At 41.6% G+C, this 17,115-nt stretch carries 17 protein-coding genes; 10 read left to right on the top strand and 7 right to left on the bottom strand.

The annotated features are described in order from the left end of the window. Window positions 1-81: 81 nt before the first annotated feature. From C5470_RS05860 to C5470_RS05845, 4 genes are all read left to right on the top strand, one after another. The gene (locus C5470_RS05860) at window positions 82-957 is read left to right on the top strand and encodes a ChaN family lipoprotein (protein WP_166286739.1); all 876 of its coding nucleotides are present in this window, start codon (window positions 82-84) and stop codon (window positions 955-957) included. A gap of 153 nt (window positions 958-1,110) precedes the next feature. Next, window positions 1,111-1,920 carry a TonB family protein gene (locus C5470_RS05855; RefSeq protein ID WP_166286737.1) on the top strand — a complete coding sequence of 270 codons (810 nt, stop codon included), beginning with the start codon at window positions 1,111-1,113 and terminating at the stop codon, window positions 1,918-1,920. A 121-nt stretch (window positions 1,921-2,041) separates the two neighbouring features. Beyond that, complete coding sequence (locus tag C5470_RS05850; protein ID WP_166286973.1) at window positions 2,042-4,099, top strand: S9 family peptidase; 2,058 nt, start codon at window positions 2,042-2,044, stop codon at window positions 4,097-4,099. 128 nt (window positions 4,100-4,227) lie between these two features. Beyond that, window positions 4,228-6,504 carry a TonB-dependent receptor domain-containing protein gene (locus tag C5470_RS05845; protein WP_166286735.1) on the top strand — a complete coding sequence of 759 codons (2,277 nt, stop codon included), beginning with the start codon at window positions 4,228-4,230 and terminating at the stop codon, window positions 6,502-6,504. A gap of 26 nt (window positions 6,505-6,530) precedes the next feature. On the opposite strand, the gene xseA is transcribed toward C5470_RS05845, so the two are convergent. Then, window positions 6,531-7,904, bottom strand: coding sequence for an exodeoxyribonuclease VII large subunit (gene xseA / locus C5470_RS05840; RefSeq protein ID WP_166286733.1), 1,374 nt, complete (start codon window positions 7,902-7,904; stop codon window positions 6,531-6,533). Between the two features lie 172 nt (window positions 7,905-8,076). Here xseA and guaB point away from each other — a divergent pair, with 172 nt between their 5' ends. Together guaB and guaA are read left to right on the top strand one after the other, a co-directional pair. Beyond that, complete coding sequence (gene guaB, locus C5470_RS05835) at window positions 8,077-9,543, top strand: IMP dehydrogenase (protein ID WP_036849605.1); 1,467 nt, start codon at window positions 8,077-8,079, stop codon at window positions 9,541-9,543. Between the two features lie 78 nt (window positions 9,544-9,621). Then, window positions 9,622-11,199 carry a glutamine-hydrolyzing GMP synthase gene (gene guaA, locus C5470_RS05830; RefSeq protein WP_036849395.1) on the top strand — a complete coding sequence of 526 codons (1,578 nt, stop codon included), beginning with the start codon at window positions 9,622-9,624 and terminating at the stop codon, window positions 11,197-11,199. Between the two features lie 147 nt (window positions 11,200-11,346). On the opposite strand, the gene C5470_RS05825 is transcribed toward guaA, so the two are convergent. Further along, complete coding sequence (locus C5470_RS05825) at window positions 11,347-11,625, bottom strand: helix-turn-helix domain-containing protein (RefSeq protein WP_166286731.1); 279 nt, start codon at window positions 11,623-11,625, stop codon at window positions 11,347-11,349. A gap of 195 nt (window positions 11,626-11,820) precedes the next feature. Between C5470_RS05825 and C5470_RS05820 the strand changes: the two genes are divergently transcribed. The 3 genes from C5470_RS05820 (at window position 11,821) to C5470_RS05810 (ending at window position 12,922) form a co-directional block, all read left to right on the top strand. Then, complete coding sequence (locus tag C5470_RS05820; RefSeq protein ID WP_207626902.1) at window positions 11,821-12,054, top strand: addiction module antidote protein; 234 nt, start codon at window positions 11,821-11,823, stop codon at window positions 12,052-12,054. Between the two features lie 296 nt (window positions 12,055-12,350). Next, a complete protein-coding gene (locus C5470_RS05815) occupies window positions 12,351-12,599 on the top strand; it encodes a type II toxin-antitoxin system CcdA family antitoxin (RefSeq protein WP_166286729.1) in 249 nt (82 codons plus the stop codon). Continuing rightward, window positions 12,599-12,922 (top strand): CcdB family protein, encoded by a 324-nt coding sequence (locus tag C5470_RS05810; RefSeq protein ID WP_166286727.1) that lies wholly within the window; start codon window positions 12,599-12,601, stop codon window positions 12,920-12,922. Before C5470_RS05815 ends, C5470_RS05810 begins: the two co-directional genes overlap by 1 nt. 78 nt (window positions 12,923-13,000) lie before the next feature. On the opposite strand, the gene C5470_RS05805 is transcribed toward C5470_RS05810, so the two are convergent. Further along, complete coding sequence (locus tag C5470_RS05805; RefSeq protein ID WP_166286725.1) at window positions 13,001-13,393, bottom strand: DUF2335 domain-containing protein; 393 nt, start codon at window positions 13,391-13,393, stop codon at window positions 13,001-13,003. Further along, on the bottom strand, window positions 13,353-13,604 hold the full coding sequence (locus C5470_RS05800; protein ID WP_241826044.1) for a hypothetical protein: 252 nt from the start codon (window positions 13,602-13,604) through the stop codon (window positions 13,353-13,355). Before C5470_RS05800 ends, C5470_RS05805 begins: the two co-directional genes overlap by 41 nt. Before the next feature lie 280 nt (window positions 13,605-13,884). Between C5470_RS05800 and rlmA the strand changes: the two genes are divergently transcribed. Beyond that, a complete protein-coding gene (gene rlmA, locus C5470_RS05795; protein WP_166286723.1) occupies window positions 13,885-14,703 on the top strand; it encodes a 23S rRNA (guanine(745)-N(1))-methyltransferase in 819 nt (272 codons plus the stop codon). A 57-nt stretch (window positions 14,704-14,760) separates the two neighbouring features. On the opposite strand, the gene mntP is transcribed toward rlmA, so the two are convergent. The 3 genes from mntP to C5470_RS05780 form a co-directional block, all read right to left on the bottom strand. Further along, window positions 14,761-15,342 (bottom strand): manganese efflux pump MntP, encoded by a 582-nt coding sequence (gene mntP / locus C5470_RS05790; RefSeq protein WP_166286721.1) that lies wholly within the window; start codon window positions 15,340-15,342, stop codon window positions 14,761-14,763. Between the two features lie 366 nt (window positions 15,343-15,708). Then, a complete protein-coding gene (locus C5470_RS05785) occupies window positions 15,709-16,167 on the bottom strand; it encodes a DUF986 family protein (RefSeq protein ID WP_036849402.1) in 459 nt (152 codons plus the stop codon). Window positions 16,168-16,235: 68 nt separating this feature from the next. Next, window positions 16,236-17,102 (bottom strand): PTS mannose transporter subunit IID, encoded by an 867-nt coding sequence (locus C5470_RS05780; protein WP_036849404.1) that lies wholly within the window; start codon window positions 17,100-17,102, stop codon window positions 16,236-16,238. Window positions 17,103-17,115 lie beyond the last annotated feature (13 nt).

Below are 17,115 nucleotides of genomic sequence, written 5' to 3'. Positions count from 1 at the left end.
GGAAGGAGCCGGGCCCGGTTATTGTAAATAATTCTTATTATCTATATGATGCGGAAAAATATTATATGGATAACGGACGTTATGACATTTCTCACCTTTGTAAAATCTTTTCTGATTATCTGTGGCTTACTTATCTTATCCGGGTGTGCATCTGTACAACAAAAGCCCACTCCCCAAGTGCTTTCACCCGAACTGACTCAGCAAGGGATGGTTGTCGATCTTAAAACAGGCAACGCTCTTACTCCTGATGAATTGATCAACCAATTGGCATCACATCAGCGGATCATTGTGGGTGAAAAACACGATAACCTACACCATCATCAGATTGAGCTTTGGCTGGTTCAGCAACTTCGTCTTAAAAGAGAACATGGTGCGGTTTTGCTAGAAATGATTAACCCTGATCAGCAGGAAAAAGTGAATAAAGTTAAAAGTTGGTTGCAAACTAAACCTAGTGTGCGTGAAAGCCGTATAAAAGAGTTGCTGGTATGGCACGATGGCTGGCCGTGGCAGTTGTATGGCGGGTTGGTCATGGAGCTTATGCAGCAGCCTTATCCATTACTGTTTGCAAACTTGAGTCGCAGTGAAGTTAAAGCTGCTTGCTGCAACCCACCGGTTCTCCAGGGAGATATTTCCGTCGCCAAAAATGTAAAATCGCGGATTGAAGCGACGATTAAAGAGGCTCATGGTGGTGAAATAACAGCACACCAATTATCTGTTATGACAACTATTCAGCAAATGCGGGATCGCCGAATGGCAGAGCAGCTACTTAAAGCCCCGACGCCTGCCACATTGATTGCGGGTGCATACCATGCAACAAAAATAATGGGTGTTCCTTTACATGTTAAAGATCTGTCACCACAAGAGGATCTGGTGGTGCTGATTATAGCTGAGAAAGGCAATGTATTGGACAGCCAACATGCAGACTATATCTGGTATACACCAGTAAAAAAACCATAGATATTTTAAGTAAATGATGGTCTCTTTCCGGTAGTTAAAGGGACTTGGCACATGGATGTGCGCAAGTTAACGATATATATAAAAATAATTTTCATTAGCATATGAAATTAATTATCATTACTAAATGATAATTAAAATTATGTGCTGTGATCTATGTTGACGCTGACAAATCCCATCTTCAGAACAAGTCCTGTTAACAAAGGGCTTGCTTTTATTATTGCTATTGCTGCTCACTGCATTTGGATTGTGTGGATTATCTGTCAGCCAGAAGAAATCCAGAGTGAACTGATGCCCCCTCCGGCAGTGATGATGGAATTTTCATTATTGACAGAAGCGGTACATCAAGTACAGAAGCAACCTATTGGTCTTGAACAGCAGCTTTCTGTTGCCAGCCGGCAACAGGAAAGTGCGGTTAATGAGATGAAAACACCTGAGCTTATTAAAAATGAGCAGGCTCAAATACTGGTACATAAGCCTAAAAAACAGAAAAAGAACCCGGAAGAGCTGAAGAAAACACCGCCAGTGAAGCGGCAACAAGCAGAAGAAGAGAGTGAAAAGTCTCAGAGTAGTGCAGCCAGGGTAAGCAGTACTGCCACGTCGGCTAATTTGACTTCGCGAGTTGCTGCCTCTTATGACAGTGATTCAAATGCTGTCGTTGATGCGGATGCTTTATGGCGGGCGGAGGTTATCGGGCATTTGAACCGTTATAAACGTTATCCCGAGGATGCACAGAGAAGAAATCGCATCGGCCGGCCTACAGTCAGATTTACCATTAATAAGCAAGGTTATGTCACTAACAGCGATGTAGTCCGTCGTTCAGGCACCCATTCTCTGGACAGGGAAGCGAAGCAAGTTCTGGCGAGAGCACAGCCATTACCGATTCCTCCTGATAGCGTTTTAAAAGGCAGTGAAATTACGATAGAACTACCGATTGATTTTAATTTAACTAATCGAATCTTTTAGCGACTTAAGGACAGCAGATATGTTAAGGCAGCAAGCGCGGTTTGCCCTGAAAACTAAAGGGCTGTTATTGACGTTTTTATTGAGCGGCTGGTTGAACTCTGCCGCCGCAGAGGGAGAAATTATGCTACCAAAGGCAATGAAACAACCACATCAGATGACGATTCATGGTGATACCCGTACAGATGATTATTACTGGATGCGGGATGATAATCGCAAGGATCAAAAAATCATTGATTATCTGACAGCCGAAAATAAATATACCGAACAGATACTGAAACCCGGAGAGCAACTGCGGGATACATTATATGAAGAAATGGTCGGCAGGATGAAGCAGGATGATCAGTCTGTACCCTATACTTATAACGGGTATATTTATCGTACCGTCTATGAAGCGGGAAAAGATTTCCCGATTTATCAGCGTAAACCTGTTGATGGTTCATCAGATTGGCAGGTTCTGGTTGATGGTAATGAAAGAGCTAAAGGTCACGAATATTATCAGCTGAGTAATTTTGCGATCTCTCTGGATAATAAACGTATTGCAATTGCTGAAGATACTCAGGGGCGCCGTAATTATCAAATCTCTTTTAAAGACATTACTGATAACCAATGGAATAATGATGTAATAGAAAATACCTCGGGCAACATTGTTTGGGCAAATGATAGTAATACACTGTTTTATGTTCGCAGGCATTTACAGACTTTATTGCCATATCAGGTATTTCGTCACCAATATGGTACAAATACTACCGAAGATCAGAAAATATATCAGGAAGAAGATGAGCGTTTTTATTTAGGCATAGATAAAAGTTCCTCTCGTGATTATATTATGTTGTCGATAACCAGTAATTCGACTTCTGAATATTTGCTGATTGACGCGAATAAACCACAAGCTGAACTCCAGGTGTTTTCTCCCCGTCAGGAAGGCCGGGAATATTATATTGACCATTTCCGTGGCCATTTTTACATTCGCTCAAATCATGAAAGCGAAACTTATGGGCTTTATCAAACTGATGCCATAAATACGCCGTGGAAAACAGTGATTGCTCCGCAACAGGAGACGGATCTTGAAGATTTTGCACTGTTTAATAACGGGTTGGTCGTTCAGGAGCGAACGAAAGGATTGCCGACAATTCGTCAGATTAATTGGGAAACCGATCAGGAAAAACAGATTAAGTTTGATGATCCAAGTTATATGGCATGGATTGATTACAACCCTGAACCTGATACCGACGTTGTGCGTTATGGTTATTCATCCATGACAACACCAAGCTCAACATTCCAATGGAATATGAAAACCGGTGAGCGGGAATTACTTAAACAGCAGGAAGTCAAAGGCTTCGATAAACATCATTATGAGAGTCAGCGTATTTGGGTGAAAGCCCGTGATGGCGTGGAAGTTCCTGTTTCTTTGGTTTATCGTAAGTCACTGTTCAAAAAAGGCGAGAATCCGATCCTGATATATGGTTATGGGGCTTATGGTATCAGTATGGATCCTTCATTCAGTTCACCACGATTGAGTTTATTAGATCGGGGTTTTGTTTACGCGCTGGTACATGTGCGTGGTGGCGGTGAATTGGGTAAAAAATGGTATTTGCAAGGTAAAGTCGAAAATAAAATGAATAGTTTTACTGACTTTATTGATGTGACCAAAGCACTGATTGCTCAGAAATATGGTGACAGCAAACGGGTTTATGCTATGGGAGGCAGTGCCGGTGGTTTGCTGATGGGTACGGTGATTAATCAGGCTCCGGAATTATATCGTGGTGTGGTTGCTCAGGTGCCATTTGTTGATGCGGTTACCACCATGCTTGATCCTTCTATTCCATTGACAGTAGGAGAATATGAAGAGTGGGGTAACCCGGAAAATAAAGAAGATTATCTTCGGATTAAATCATATAGCCCGTATGACAATATAAAGCATCAGCGCTATCCAAACTTATTAATCACAAGTGGATTTCATGATTCACAGGTTCAATATTGGGAACCGACTAAATGGGTAGCAAAATTACGGGATATGAAAAAAGGTGACTCTGTTTTATTATTGGAAACTAATATGAGTGCCGGGCATGGAGGTAAATCAGGCCGCTTTAACCGACTGAAAGATACTGCACTGGATTACAGTTTTATTTTGATGCTGGATGATGCTAACAAGTATTTTCCACAATTAAAAGATAACTGAAATAAATTATAAATATAAGTTTCTATTAAAAGCACTGATAATTATTTATCAGTGCTAAATATTTCTATTGTTTTTTTGAAAACGGGATGTAAGCAAATATTTATTTGTATGCAATTGGGATGATTGAAATGAAAATAATGACAAAAATAGCAGGGGCCAGCGTTGTTTTTATTGGGCTTCAAGGACTTGCGTATGGTGAGGAAAAGCAAGAGGGGAAATCAGATAAGGTGCTGAAATTCAGTAGCCTTAAGGTTTCAGGCTCACAGGATAATGCTGAAGTGCGGGCAATGGAAAAACCCGGCTCTTACAGTTCTAAAGGCGAAGATACTAAACTTCAGTCAGTGGATAGTATATTGCGCAGTATGCCGGGAACCTATACGCAAATAGATCCTGGGCAGGGAACGGTGAGTGTGAATATTCGCGGATTAAGTGGCTTTGGCCGAGTCAATATGATGGTTGATGGTGTTAGCCAGAGTTTTTACGGAACATCGCCGACCAGTCCAGCTCACGGTACTACTTATAACCAATTTGGTGCAATAATTGATCCTAATTTTATTGTGGGAGTTGATGTTAACCGTGGTCAATCTGATGGTTCAGATAGCGTTAATGCATTAGTGGGTAGTGCTAATTTCCGCACAATTGGTGTAGATGATGTGATATTTGCGGGGAATCCGTTGGGAGTACGCACAAAAGCAACTTATGGCAATAATGGCATTGGTCATAATGGCATGATAGCAGTTGCGGGTAAAACATCGGCTTTCAGTTCTGAAGGTTCAATAGGTGTTATGCTGGCTGTCAGCGGACATTCAATTGATGCTCATTATAAGAATGGCGATGGAGTATTAAGCGATGAGTTTGCTACAAATGAATCATTTAAGCAAAAACCCAATTCGCAATTAATTAAAATAAATATTAAACCGAGCGACTTTCATAATATGGAGCTCAGTGGGCGGAATTATCATAATAAATTTACCCGCCGTCATATTGATAGTCGGGATATTTACCTAAAATACAATTACACACCATTCAGCGAATGGGTTGATATAAAATTACTGGCCAGCACCAGTGAGGGGACTCAACGCTACGAAGGTGATTCACTTTATAGGTTGCTGAATAGCAATGCTAAAAACAAATCAGATGCAATAGATATCAGTAATATCAGCCATTTTGGCTGTGGTAATACAGATTTTAAACTAACATTCGGCAGTAAATTGATGAGAACCGAATATAGCAAGGCAACGGATAGTGTTTATTCTGGTAAAGGTCAAGATGAAGAAGAAAGGAAAAAATATGAAAAAACGAATAGTGAAGCAAAAGAAAATAATGTTTTTGCACCAAGTGGTAAACAAGATATTACCAGTATTTATGGCGGGCTGAAAATTAGTCGTGGAATTTATCAGGCAGACATTTCGTTTAATTATATGAACTACAGTGTCAAAGGTCAAAAACCGGCTTGTGATCTGCGGATCCCTTGTTTCCCGCAGGGAGAAACTGAACTGGATTTGAAAGAACATGGATTTAATCCAGGTGTTTTACTCTCAGCAGAAATTATTCCTGAATTCCAGCCATTCGTCAGTTATGCCCGTTCAATGAGAGCGCCAAATATTCAGGAAACTTTCTATAGTAATGAAGGTGGTGGATCCATGAACCCATTTTTGAAGGGAGAGACATCAGACACTTATCAAATTGGCTTTAACAGTTTCCGCCCAGACTTGATTGTAAAAGGGGATACTTTCCGCCTGAAAGCTGCCTGGTATCAATCTAAAATAAAAGATTATATTCTCAGTGATATCTGGATTATCTGTGGCAATAGGAAAACATGTAGAGCTGATAGTTCAACAGACTACGACAAAGTCGATCCTAACATCAAAATGTATATCTATCACAATAGTCTGACGCCGGTAAAAGTAAGCGGGTATGAAGTTGCTGCTGATTATGATGCGGGTATGTTTTATAGCAAATTGGCTTATAGCCGGCAAAAAACGCATCAGCCAACTTCTGCCGCTACAGCGCATTTTGGTGCTGATCCTGTGTCACAATTGCCTGATAGTTTTATGACTCTGGATACCGGTGTCCGTTTATTTGATGAGAAAGTCCGTGTTGGTGCGATTGTTAAATATACTGGTGATTCTCATAGGATGGACCCAGATCAATATAATATTGATGATGACGGGCGGGTTATATTGCAAAAAGAGCCAAAAATACCAACGATAATCGATCTTTATAGCGATTATCAGATAAATAAAAACGTACTGTTGAAGTTTTCAGTGCAGAACTTGGCAAACAAAAATTATTCGGAAGCACTTAATCGCGCAAATTCGTCTCCATTAATGATTGAGCAAACTTCGTCTATGCAAACAGCCAGAGGGCGTACTTATATTGCAGGAGCAGAAATCCGTTTCTGATATAAAATAAGTGGCAAGGAATGCCACTATTTCTGACTTGCTGGTCGTTTTTTACGTTCTTTCTTAATTTTAATTACTTCACTCTCAATCCATCCATCTTGTAACCGGGTTATCAAAGCATCACCAACATGGACTTGTTTGGTTTGTTTCAGTAATTTTCCATCAGGGGTTTCGCTGATGTTGTAACCACGGGCCAGTGTTGCCAGTGGGCTGACGGCTTCCATTCGTGAGCAGGAAACGGCAAATTTTTCTCTGGAACGGCTGATTTGTCGTTCGATCGCTTGTTTTAGCCGAAAATCTTGTTGCTGAATTTGTTGGCTATACTGGCGGATCTGCTGACTGGGTTCTGAATACCAGAGGCGTTGTTGCAATTTCTCATAAGTTAGATCGTTTTTCCGCAAATGCCGTTGCAGGCTATCAGCCAGTCGCTGGCGTAAACTGAGCAGTAAGTTTTGCTGACGAGCCAGCCGTAAATGAGGGTGTTGTTGTTGTAAACGGTGAGATAGCAGGCTGAAAACCTGTTGTTTTTGTGCAAAAAAGTAATCCATCGCCATTTCCAGTCGCTGTTGTTGCGACTGGATTTGACGTAACAATTCGAGCTGATTACGGCTGACCAATTCAGCGGCCGCTGATGGTGTCGGGGCCCGCAAATCTGCCACGAAATCAGCAATGGTAACATCCGTTTCATGGCCTACTGCACTGACTATCGGAATATCACTGTGAAAAATTGCTCTGGCGACACGTTCATCATTGAAACTCCATAAATCTTCTAATGAGCCACCACCGCGGCCGACGATCAATACATCACATTCCTGCCTTTCATTAGCTAATTCGATTGCCCGAATAATCTGTAACGGTGCTTCTGTCCCTTGAACGGCTGTCGGATAAATAATAATTGGCAGTGATGGATCACGGCGCTGCAAAATATTCAGAATATCATGCAGGGCAGCGCCATTGGTTGATGTAATCACCCCTAATTGTTGAGCAGGAGAGGGAAGAGGTTTCTTATGACTCTGATCAAATAATCCTTCGTCACTGAGTTTCTGTTTCAATAATTCAAACTGTTGCTGTAACAGGCCATCACCGGCGGGTTGCATACTTTCAACAATAAGCTGATAGTCCCCCCTGGGTTCATAAAGCGTAATCGCCGCGCGAACTAAAACCTGCTGACCATTTTGTGGCTTGAATGTCACCCGTTGATTACTACTGCGAAACATTGCGGCCCGCACCTGAGCGCGCTCATCTTTCAGGGTGAAATACCAGTGGCCGGAGGAGGGTTGAGAAAAATTCGATATTTCAGCACTTAGCCAAATTCTGCCCATTTCCATTTCGAGCAGTTGACGGACAGTCTGATTGAGGCGACTGACAGAAAAAATTCCAGTGTTAGAAGGTAGTGACATGTGAGCCAGATCAAATTCCAAAACAAGGGTTTAATTCACCGATACTAACGTCCGTTATGAAGTAAGCAAGAAATTTTTTAATAAAATGCTGGAGGCAACCGATTACGTTCTGTATAATGCCGCGGCAATATTTTATTCCTTAAATTGTCCGCAGCCTGGTGAGATATTGCTTATGTTACGAATTAAAAAAGAAGCTTTAACCTTTGACGATGTTTTGTTAATTCCTGCCCACTCTTCTGTTCTGCCTAACACTGCTGATCTGTCTACTCGACTGACTTCCACTATTCGTCTGAATGTTCCTATGCTGTCTGCGGCGATGGATACCGTAACTGAATCCGGCTTGGCTATCGCGCTGGCTCAGGAAGGCGGAATTGGTTTTATTCATAAAAATATGTCTATTGAGCGCCAGGCAGAAGAAGTTAGCCGGGTGAAAAAACATGAGAGTGGTGTTGTGACAAATCCCGTCACGGTGGCTCCTAAGACAACGCTGCGTGAAGTTCAGGCACTGACAGAGCGTAATGGTTTTGCTGGCTATCCTGTTGTAACGGAAGGAAATGAGTTGGTTGGTATTATTACGGGTCGTGACGTACGTTTCGTTACCGATCTGGATCAGCCGGTTACTGCGGTAATGACACCCAAAGAGCGTCTGGTAACGGTAAAAGAAGGTGAAGCCCGTGATGTTGTGTTGCAGAAAATGCACGAAAAACGAGTTGAGAAAGCGCTGGTGGTTGATGAAGACTTTCACCTGCTTGGCATGATCACGGTTAAGGATTTCCAGAAAGCGGAACGTAAACCTAATGCCTGTAAGGATAAGCATGGACGTTTACGCGTTGGGGCCGCAGTTGGTGCGGGTGCCGGTAATGAAGAGCGCGTTGATGCGTTGGTTGCCGCGGGTATTGATGTTCTGCTGATTGATTCATCACACGGTCATTCTGAAGGTGTATTGCTGCGTATTCGTGAAACCCGCGCTAAATACCCAAATCTACAGATTATTGGCGGTAACGTGGCGACGGGAGAAGGTGCAAAAGCGTTGGTAGCGGCTGGAGTCAATGCGGTTAAAGTCGGAATTGGCCCTGGTTCTATATGTACTACCCGTATTGTGACGGGTGTCGGTGTGCCGCAAATTACCGCTATTTCTGATGCAGTTGAAGCGCTGGAAGGCACAGGTATTCCGGTTATTGCTGATGGTGGTATTCGTTTCTCCGGTGATATTGCAAAAGCGATTGCCGCAGGGGCCTCCTGTGTCATGGTCGGTTCCATGTTGGCAGGAACGGAAGAATCCCCAGGAGAAATCGAGTTGTTCCAGGGGCGTTCATTTAAATCTTATCGTGGAATGGGTTCTCTGGGCGCGATGTCTAAAGGTTCTTCCGATCGCTATTTCCAAACTGATAATGCCGCAGACAAACTGGTACCGGAAGGCATTGAGGGGCGTGTTGCCTATAAGGGGTTGCTGAAAAACATTATCCATCAGCAAATGGGAGGCCTGCGTTCCTGTATGGGGCTGACCGGCTGTGCAACTATTGATGAATTGAGAACCAAAGCCGAATTTGTTCGCATTAGTGGTGCGGGTATTCAGGAAAGCCACGTTCACGATGTTACCATTACCAAAGAGTCGCCAAACTACCGGTTAGGTCTGTAATTCATATTTATTGTGGCTCCTGTAGGAGCCACCTATCTTCTTAGTTCTTATTCACTTGTTTTTTGGAATTCGCCGCACATGACAACAAATATCCATCAGCACCGTATTCTTATCCTTGATTTTGGTTCGCAATATACTCAGTTGATTGCTCGCCGGATCCGTGAAATCGGAGTTTACTGTGAACTTTGGGCATGGGATGTAACGGAAGAACAAATCCGCGAATTTAACCCAAGCGGTATTATTCTTTCTGGTGGCCCGGAAAGTACTACGGAGCAGGGAAGTCCGCGTGCACCTGAATATGTTTTTGATGCCAATATTCCTGTACTGGGTGTCTGCTATGGCATGCAAACTATGTCGATGCAATGCGGTGGTCAGGTAGAAAGTTCTACTGAACGTGAATTTGGTTATGCTCAGGTTGAAATTAAAGCGGAAAGTGCATTGCTTCGTGGTATCCAGGATTCGTTGAATGAGCAGGGTAAACCGTTACTGGATGTATGGATGAGTCATGGTGATAAAGTCACTGCAATCCCGGCGGATTTTATCACTATTGCCAGCACTGATACCTGCCCGTTTGCCATTATCGCGAATGAAGAAAAACGTTTTTATGGTGTACAGTTCCATCCGGAAGTCACCCATACCCATCAAGGGCAACGCATACTGGAACGTTTTGTATTGGATATTTGCCAATGTGAAGCTCTGTGGACTCCGGCTTCTATTATTGAAGATGCGGTTATACGTCTGCGTGAACAGATTGGTGATGATCACGTTATTTTGGGGTTGTCCGGTGGTGTTGATTCCTCTGTTACCGCGTTATTACTGCATCGTGCAATTGGTAAACGCTTGACTTGTGTATTTGTCGATAACGGTTTACTGCGTTTGAATGAAGCCGATCAAGTGATGGAAATGTTTGCCGGTAAATTTGGGCTGAATATCGTCCATGTTCCTGCAGAAGATCGCTTCCTTACTGCATTGGCTGGCATCAATGATCCGGAAGAAAAACGCAAAACCATTGGCCGTGTGTTTATTGAAGTGTTTGATCAAGAGGCAAGTAAACAGACTCAGGTTAAATGGTTGGCACAGGGCACTATTTACCCGGATGTGATTGAATCAGCGGCCTCTGCGACAGGTAAAGCACACGTCATCAAATCTCACCATAACGTAGGTGGTTTGCCGGAAGAGATGAAACTGGGTCTGGTGGAACCTCTGAAAGAGTTGTTCAAAGATGAAGTTCGCAAGATTGGCCTGGAGCTGGGATTGCCTTATGACATGCTGAACCGCCATCCATTCCCAGGTCCTGGTCTGGGGGTTCGTGTCTTGGGTGAAGTGAAGAAAGAGTACTGTGATCTGCTGCGTCGTGCGGATGCTATCTTTATTGAAGAACTGCACAAAGCTGATTTATACAATAAGGTAAGCCAGGCATTTACTGTATTCCTGCCGGTTCGTTCTGTGGGTGTTATGGGGGATGGCCGTAAATATGACTGGGTTGTCTCTTTACGTGCAGTAGAAACAGTCGATTTCATGACTGCACATTGGGCGCATTTACCTTATGATTTCCTTGGCCGGGTTTCTAACCGGATCATCAATGAAGTCAATGGAATTTCAAGAGTTGTATATGATGTCAGCGGTAAACCGCCTGCGACGATTGAGTGGGAATAAGTCTACAGAGTCTATAAACATTTGCTGAAGCCTAAAAACACCAATAAAACCAAAGATTTTTTTGGTGTTTTTATTGATGATATCTACCGAGCTCGAACTGTATCCATCCGCTGGATATAATTTAGATTGGATTGAAAAGGCTTTAGCTCATGAGCAACGTGGTGTCAGAGAGGCCTTACTTTTTAGACTTGGTTTTTTCAGCTTTATTTTGTCTAAAATCTGGACTGGATTTAGTGACAACAAACGGGCCATATATACAAACTCCACGACATCTAGTCTTCTTTCACCGTTTTCAATTTTGGCAATAAATGATTGAGGACGGCCGAATGCTCGCGCCAGTTTTTCCTGCGTAATACCTTTTTCCAAGCGTGTTTCGCGTAATACTCGGATAACGTACTGATATTCCTCTGAGTAAACCGAGCTCATTTGCTTTGCCTTAATAAAAAATTCCAAGATAGAGTATCTCTCATCTGCAAGAATATCCAGAATAGGAAAAAAAGAAACTTCATTAGCTACATTATCAAGAAAATCAGGTTTGGAATTTTCGTGGTGGCGATAAAAGCAGACAAGGTAAAGATGTTAAACTGGCTTTACAATTAGCTCGTAGTTGGGAGGAACAATATGATGAATGAACAGTTTACCCGTTGGGATTCAGCAGAATACTTGAAAACCGAAGCGGATATGGCCTCGTATTTGAATGCCTGTATTGAAGAAGCGGGTGATGATCCTGCTTTTATTGCGCGTGCGCGTGGTATGACTCAGGTGGCAAAAAATGCCGGTCTGTCTCGTGAGAGTTTATACCGGGCGTTATCTGGTGACGGCAACCCTGAGTTTGGTACTATTTGGAGAGCATAAAAAAGTCTGGGGCACTTGAGTTGTTTGGTTGTAAAATGGGTAATTCTGTAGTGGTCTAATAAAACCGGACTATGACCCATGAATACTTATACCGTTAAGTGGCTCTCCTCCATGTCAACCTTTTGGTTTGGCGACGCTTTAGGTTGCTAGGTGAAACTTCTTTAACTGTTTTGCTGCAATAAGTACCCCAAGGTTCTTATGCTCTCATCTAAGTCTTTCAAGAAGCAGGATACTTGATTGTTTTTCCGTCATCCATCATACTTATGCGCATACCTTTGCGTATAGGAGTAAACACCATGAATACCGTTACCTCTTCCCGTAACAGCACCAAAAGAAGCACCAACGTGTACCTGACGGCCTCACTGGTCGATAAAGCCCGTAGTATGGACATGAATCTCTCAGCAACGCTAGATATCCTTTTGGCGCAGGCTATAGAAGCTAAAAAGGATGAGAGAGAGAAAGAGAAAGAAGATATGCAGGCGATGAACATATTCATGGCGAAAGCTGGAATGCTTACAGACGATGAATTTTTCGGGAGCCTGTAATGCCGCAGCAATTTGATGTGTATCGTAATCCATCGGCCAAAACAAACAGGCTTTGGCCGTTTTACCTTATTATCCAGAATGATTATTTTGATGATTTAACAACAAGGGTTATTGTTCCTCTGGTATCTAAAAATGACATTAGCCTCAACCAGAAAAGAATCACCCCTCAGGTGGTTATTAATAATAACACTTATTATATATTTACACCGGCAATAACGTTTCTGGATGCAAAAAAAATCAACAAATCAGATTTTGTATGCAACGTAGCCTCATCCAGAAATGAAATTATCTCAGCCCTCGATGCCATCATAACGAACACCTGAACCCGCAAAGAGAAGAAAGATAACTAGAACCGTCAGACCCCTTCGTGCGGAGAGCATAAAATCTGTGGGGTACTTGATTTATTTTATATACGATTGTGGATTTCTATTCAAAACATAAATAATTAAAATCGTTGTTACAGTACCGCTTCCGATAATGCTTGCTAACCAATTATGTCCATTTAATCCTAATACTAAAGCAATAAATAGAGAGGTGAAAGTCAGTAACAGTCCACAATTTTGCCCTCTTATACCTTGTTTTATTGTTTGTTCTAAGGCAATTTTTTCCATTTCATGCCTATGCTTCTGTTGTTGCTCGATCAAGATTAAGAATCTATCAGTGGCTCCCTTTGTATATCGTTCATAAATAGTTAATATTTCCGAATCAGGAAGCTGGTAATATAATGGGTTGATATCACTTGGATAGATTTGTTTATCTATTTTCGGGTGTTTTTTGTTTATTCTTTTGGTCATATATCGTCTCTTTCCCTGTAGATAATATAACTTCATCATTGAATTGCCTCAGTACAACAGCAAAATCCGCGCGGACTTTATCCAGATCATCAGATAAAGTATCAACATCACTTTTTGATGGAATAAGATCAAAATAATTTTTATTCGGCATAATATCGAATCTTGGTGAAATAGATCTTAATTTATTAAAATATTGTATAAAAATGTTCATTCTATTACCTGTATTATTAGCTGTTTATGTTAGTTGAATCACTTATTAATAACGGGTGTTTTCTTGATTTTTGATTGGGAAATAATACCTGATAAATATATTTATTCCACAAAAATATTGCGAGCTGGCTCAAAGATAATGCTGAAAATAGTGGAATGTAATTTCATTTAAAATAATGATTAATCGCTTATATAGAACTATTAAGTAGTATGATTTACGATGAAAAGTATCAGAATATGCTATAGTATCCGCTGATTTTTACTTATTTTTTGGGAATCATATGTCTTATCAATGCCCCTTATGTCATCAACCTTTATTGCTAACCCGGCAGCAATGGCGCTGTGAAAATAATCATCAGTTTGATTGTGCTAAAGAAGGGTATGTCAATCTGATGCCCGTTCAGTATAAAAGATCCAAAGAGCCAGGAGACAGCCCGGAGATGATGCAATCAAGAAGGGCATTTTTGGATTCAGGATATTATCAGCCATTACAACAACGGGTTTCAGAACTGCTGGAAAAGTATCTGCCAGAAAATGCAGATAGTTTGCTGGATATAGGATGCGGTGAAGGTTACTACACTGCCGCGGTTGAAGAACGGTTAAGTAAGGGGCGTAATCTTAACATCTATGGGTTAGATGTCGCTAAGATCGCTGTGCGTTATGGCGCTAAACGCTATCCTTCAGTCAGTTTCTGTGTCGCGTCAAGTCATCGTTTACCATTTGCCGATAAGTCTCTTGCTGGGGTGTTGCGAATTTATGCACCTTGCAAAGTAGAAGAGTTGGTAAGGGTGATTAAGTTACAAGGAATTGTTCTGACAGTGACTCCTGGTCCTCGACATCTTTATCAGCTCAAGGAGTTGATTTATCAAAATATTCATCTTCATCCATTGAAGACAGAACAATTGGCAGGATTTGAATTGATAATAGATGAGTCATTATCTTATTCAATGAAATTAGATGGAATACAAGCGTGTCATTTATTACAGATGACGCCATTTGCCTGGCGGGCAACTGAAACGATGAAAAAAGAACTAGCAAATAAGGCGCTGTTTGAATGCGAAACTGATTTTATATTGAGGGTTTATCAACGCCTTAGGTAATTAGAATTTCAGCCCAAAATACAGTTCTTGAGAGATTAATATTTTGGGCTGAAGATGTTATTTCGCGTACATAAACAATTCGAGATGCTCAAATAAGATATTGAAACCAATCGCAATCAGAATAAACCCACCGATAAATTCAGCGCGTTTGCCCAACAGCGGGCCAATATAGCGACCGATTAACATCCCCAATGTTGCCATAACCATTGTCATCATACCGATAGCCATAGCAGTATGCACAATATTGACCTGGAGAAAAGCGAGCCCGATACCGATTGCCATTGCATCCAGGCTGGTAGCAATGGCTGTTGTTATTAGCACGATTGAGTTGTGGCGACAGGGTGATTCGCACTCTTGTTCTTGATTCGCTTTAAAACTCATTGTAATCATTCTACAGCCCAGAATAAATAACAGAGTGAAAGCAACCCAGTGATCCCACGCCATAATATATTGGCTGGCATAAAGCCCGATATACCAGCCAATCAGTGGGGTACAGGCTTCTACCAGGCCAAATATCAAACCAGTACGGATTGCTTCACGAAAATGTGGTTTATGTAGTGCGGCCCCTTTACAAACTGCAACAGTAAAGGCATCCATTGAGAGTGCTAAAGCTAAGATAAGGGTTGCGTACATATTCATTAAAATAACCTCGGTTGGGTGTTTCCATATACATATAATCCACCCCCAACCAATGATGGTGTTATATGCTATGGTCTTGCCAACCGAAATAAGGCTGCCCGCACCACGTTTTACTTTTAAACGAGCGTGTTGATACGAGCTTTTCAGAAAAATTGACTAAGCTAATTCTCTGAAACAGGCTACTCCCCATGACTCTTTAAAAGATAGCATAATAACTCAAAAAGGGAAAATAATATTATTTTTAGGATTGAGGTGTGATGTCGATAATAGTTATCATTATCTATTGATGTGGTAAAGATAGGGTAAAAATAAAAGTCAGCATCAGGCTGACTGTTTATTATTTTTTTATATATTATTAATGTTTATCTATCTGTTTTCGATGAGAAATTTATAAATCTTTTCCAAATCATCAAGTTGGCTTACTGAGAGATATAACTTCTTATTTTCTAAGCCAATAACTAAGATACCATCTTCAGATAAATTTATGGTTTTTATCCGATCATAGGAAATAAATGTGTTTGCATAGAAGAAACCGTTATTTTTAAATAACAATTTAGGTGAGCGTATATAGGCAATATAAATAGTCACCAGGATAGTAAATAACAATAAATATGTGGTTAAACGGCTGCCATAAGCCGTGATGTTATTATAAACAACAATAAGTATCAGGATAATAAAGATGAGAGCATCAATTTTGTGCTTTCTTTTTAGCTTTATTTGTAAGTAAGTTTTCCCTTTTAGCAGATTAACCACAAATTCATCATAGACAGCGAAAGCCAGCATGAATACGATTAAACCAACTAATACCATATCATTAAGGCTCATTCTTTAATCCCTGTATTGCTGTAAAAAAGAAAATGCGGGGAGGAATTCCTCCCTCCCCGAATGATTAATTATAGACCGAGGAAACCAAATCTGGCACCAATAATCCCCAGAATAAAGAAGCCAATAATAATCCACAGGGCATTGACTTTATTCCGTAATAGCCACATACAGGCAAATGTCAGTAAAAGTGGGACCAGGCCCGGCATCAACTGATCGAGGATATTCTGAACTGTGGTTATTGTATTTTCACCTGTTTGCTGGTTAGGAATTTCTGATACAACCAGCGGGATATTGACTTTTGTCCATTTATTAACTAATGCCCCCATGACAAACAGGCCAAGAATTGACGCCCCTTCCGTCATTTTTTGCAGGAAACCACCACCCATATCCTGAACGATATCAATCCCTTTCTTATAGCCATAAGAGATACCTGAATAAAGAACCAACAGGCGTACCAGGTTAAATAAGAAGAAGAACAGCACAGGCCCAAGCCAGCTGCCACTCATGGCGAGACCTGCACCCAGAGCAGCAAACACCGGCCGGACTGTGCCCCAGAAAATCGGGTCACCCACACCAGCCAGTGGCCCCATTAAACCAACTTTGATACCGTTGATGGCACCATCATCAATCGGAGCACCGTTAGCGCGCTGTTCCTCCATTGCCATCGTGACACCCAGTACAGGTGCGACGACGTAAGGGTGAGTGTTAAAGAATTCCAGGTGGCGTTTAATTGCTTGTTTACGCTCATCGGTATTTTCCGGATACAGGCGACGAAGAGCCGGAACCATAGAGAAACAGAAACCCAGAGCCTGCATACGTTCAAAGTTCCATGAACCCTGAAATACATTAGAACGGAGAAATACACCGCGGATGTCACTTGGTGTCAGTTTCTTCTGGTCTGCTGTCTGAGCCGTCGTTTTTGTTGTATCTAACATGTTGCTCATCCTC

It is taken from the genome of Photorhabdus stackebrandtii, from assembly GCF_011189495.1.
In the GTDB taxonomy this organism is placed as follows: Bacteria; Pseudomonadota; Gammaproteobacteria; order Enterobacterales; family Enterobacteriaceae; genus Photorhabdus; species Photorhabdus khanii.
The sequence above is the reverse complement of the archived record's forward strand: the minus strand, read 5'-3'. Positions and strand labels throughout refer to the sequence as shown.

Coding starts and splice junctions, on each gene's coding strand:
- C5470_RS05860 (WP_166286739.1), top strand. CDS start 82: ATGACATTTCTCACCTTTGTAAAATCTTTTCTGATTATCTGTGGCTTA.
- C5470_RS05785 (WP_036849402.1), bottom strand. CDS start 16,167: ATGAGCCTTAATGATATGGTATTAGTTGGTTTAATCGTATTCATGCTG.
- C5470_RS05805 (WP_166286725.1), bottom strand. CDS start 13,393: ATGACCAAAAGAATAAACAAAAAACACCCGAAAATAGATAAACAAATC.
- C5470_RS05800 (WP_241826044.1), bottom strand. CDS start 13,604: ATGAACATTTTTATACAATATTTTAATAAATTAAGATCTATTTCACCA.
- C5470_RS05845 (WP_166286735.1), top strand. CDS start 4,228: ATGAAAATAATGACAAAAATAGCAGGGGCCAGCGTTGTTTTTATTGGG.
- guaA (WP_036849395.1), top strand. CDS start 9,622: ATGACAACAAATATCCATCAGCACCGTATTCTTATCCTTGATTTTGGT.
- C5470_RS05855 (WP_166286737.1), top strand. CDS start 1,111: ATGTTGACGCTGACAAATCCCATCTTCAGAACAAGTCCTGTTAACAAA.
- C5470_RS05810 (WP_166286727.1), top strand. CDS start 12,599: ATGCCGCAGCAATTTGATGTGTATCGTAATCCATCGGCCAAAACAAAC.
- C5470_RS05780 (WP_036849404.1), bottom strand. CDS start 17,102: ATGTTAGATACAACAAAAACGACGGCTCAGACAGCAGACCAGAAGAAA.
- C5470_RS05820 (WP_207626902.1), top strand. CDS start 11,821: ATGATGAATGAACAGTTTACCCGTTGGGATTCAGCAGAATACTTGAAA.
- C5470_RS05825 (WP_166286731.1), bottom strand. CDS start 11,625: ATGAGCTCGGTTTACTCAGAGGAATATCAGTACGTTATCCGAGTATTA.
- C5470_RS05850 (WP_166286973.1), top strand. CDS start 2,042: ATGCTACCAAAGGCAATGAAACAACCACATCAGATGACGATTCATGGT.
- mntP (WP_166286721.1), bottom strand. CDS start 15,342: ATGAATATGTACGCAACCCTTATCTTAGCTTTAGCACTCTCAATGGAT.
- xseA (WP_166286733.1), bottom strand. CDS start 7,904: ATGTCACTACCTTCTAACACTGGAATTTTTTCTGTCAGTCGCCTCAAT.
- rlmA (WP_166286723.1), top strand. CDS start 13,885: ATGTCTTATCAATGCCCCTTATGTCATCAACCTTTATTGCTAACCCGG.
- C5470_RS05815 (WP_166286729.1), top strand. CDS start 12,351: ATGAATACCGTTACCTCTTCCCGTAACAGCACCAAAAGAAGCACCAAC.
- guaB (WP_036849605.1), top strand. CDS start 8,077: ATGTTACGAATTAAAAAAGAAGCTTTAACCTTTGACGATGTTTTGTTA.